This window comes from Alkalicoccus luteus (assembly GCF_052061695.1).
Taxonomy (GTDB): Bacteria; Bacillota; Bacilli; order Bacillales; family Salisediminibacteriaceae; genus Alkalicoccus; species Alkalicoccus luteus.
The window spans coordinates 1-1,785 of sequence record NZ_JBPZEY010000025.1 but is presented as its reverse complement, the minus strand read 5'-3'; the positions used below and the strand labels follow the sequence as shown (position 1 = coordinate 1,785).

Annotated in this window: 1 protein-coding gene; it reads left to right on the top strand. The window is 55.1% G+C overall.

Annotated elements, in window-relative coordinates:
• Positions 1 to 79 precede the first annotated feature (79 nt).
• The gene (locus tag ACSZLD_RS16770; protein WP_444685860.1) at positions 80 to 1,777 is read left to right on the top strand and encodes an IS1182 family transposase; all 1,698 of its coding nucleotides are present in this window, start codon (positions 80 to 82) and stop codon (positions 1,775 to 1,777) included.
• The last annotated feature ends 8 nt before the right edge of the window (positions 1,778 to 1,785 follow it).

Below are 1,785 nucleotides of genomic sequence, written 5' to 3'. Positions count from 1 at the left end.
TTTATAGAAGGAAACAGAAAAAAATCGCCGAACCTGTGTGTGTAAGCGACAAAACCAACACCACCAGGAGGCGATTTTTATGAGCAGCCAAACGGCTACTTTCCAAGAGTATACCATGGGACAGCTGGTCCTGCCTATGGATTTCAGCGATTTGATCCCGGACGATCACGTGGCCCGGGTGATCCACACCTTCGTGGAGGCGGTGGACAACGACCTCTTCTTCGCCCCGTACAAAGGCGGCGGACGCCCGGCCTACCATCCGAAAATGATGACGAAAATTGTCCTCTACGCCTATACGCAGAAGTGGTATTCCTGCCGGCAGATTGCCCAATCTCTTCGAGAGAATCTCCCGATGATGTGGCTGGCTGCTCGGCAGGAACCGGATTTCCGTACGATTAACCGGTTCCGCTCGGAACGGATGCAGGACATCATTACACCGCTGTTCACCCGCCTCGTCGAACTCCTGCTCGACGAACAGTATATCTCGATGGACACCTATTTTCTTGACGGGACCAAAATCGAAGCGAACGCCAATCGGTATACGTTCGTCTGGCGGAAATCAGTCGAAAAACACGAAGCCCGACTCCAGGAGAAGCTGACCGGCCTTCTTGCCCACATTGAAGCCACCATCGAAGCTGACGCCTCCGAATCCGGGGAAGCCCCGGATCGTGTGTCCCCGCAGAAAGTTCGGGAAGCCGCCGAAGCCGTGGAACACGAGATGCACCAGGCGGAAGCAGAATGGAGGGAGGAACCGGACCGGCAGGTCCGAAAAGAAAAGCGGGCGGTCTTTCAGAACATCCGAACCATCCACCGGACCCTCACCCGCGACTACCTGCCGCGGCTGGAACGGTATGAAAGCCAGCTCGCCACCTTCGGCGACCGGAACAGTTTATCCAAAACCGATCCCGCTGCTACGTTTATGCGCATGAAAGAAGATCATATGGAAAACGGCCAGCTGAAACCAGGCTACAACGTGCAGATGGGCACGGAAAATCAATTTGTGCTCGGCTATTCGGTGCATCAGCGCCCGACGGATACCCGCTGTCTGATCCCGCACCTGGAGCTTCTCCGCTCCCGGTCCCTGCCGTTTCCCAAGCAGCTCGCGGCGGATGCCGGCTATGGCAGTGAGCCAAACTATACGTACCTTCTGGAAGAGGCGCCTCTCCAGACAGAGAACCCGTTTTTGATTCCGTACAACACCCTGGCTGCCGAAACGAAACCCTCGTTTACGAAACGCATCGACAAGGTACAGAACTGGGACTACGACGAAACGAACGACTGGTTCCGTTGTCCGAACAACCGGCGGGTCACATTCCGGGGATACACCAGCTGGACCGATCCCATCACCGGCTACCGCCGGGATTTTAAACGGTACGAAAGTGAAGACTGTTCGGATTGTCCGATCAAAGCCTTCTGTACAAAAGCAGAAGGAAACCGGCAGGTATTGTGGAATCCGACCTACGAAGAAGAAAAAGCGAAAGCCAGAGCCTTCCTTTGGTCTCCCGAGGGCGCAGCGACCTACGCGAAACGAAAAATCGAGGTCGAAAGCGTGTTCGGGCAGATCAAGGGCAATCGGTCGTTCCGCCGCTTTCACCTCCGTGGCCTTGAGAAGGTCACCCTGGAGGTCGGGCTGCTTGCCGCAGCCCACAACCTCCTGAAAGTGGCCGAAGGCCGCTCGGATTTCTGCTATTTTTTTGTCTTTTTCTCATTTCATTCCAAAAAAAAGCGGTACCGGACATATCCGGCACCGCTTTTTGTTTCAAGAAGAGCTTTTTAGACAGCCCC

Coding starts and splice junctions, on each gene's coding strand:
- ACSZLD_RS16770 (WP_444685860.1), top strand. CDS start 80: ATGAGCAGCCAAACGGCTACTTTCCAAGAGTATACCATGGGACAGCTG.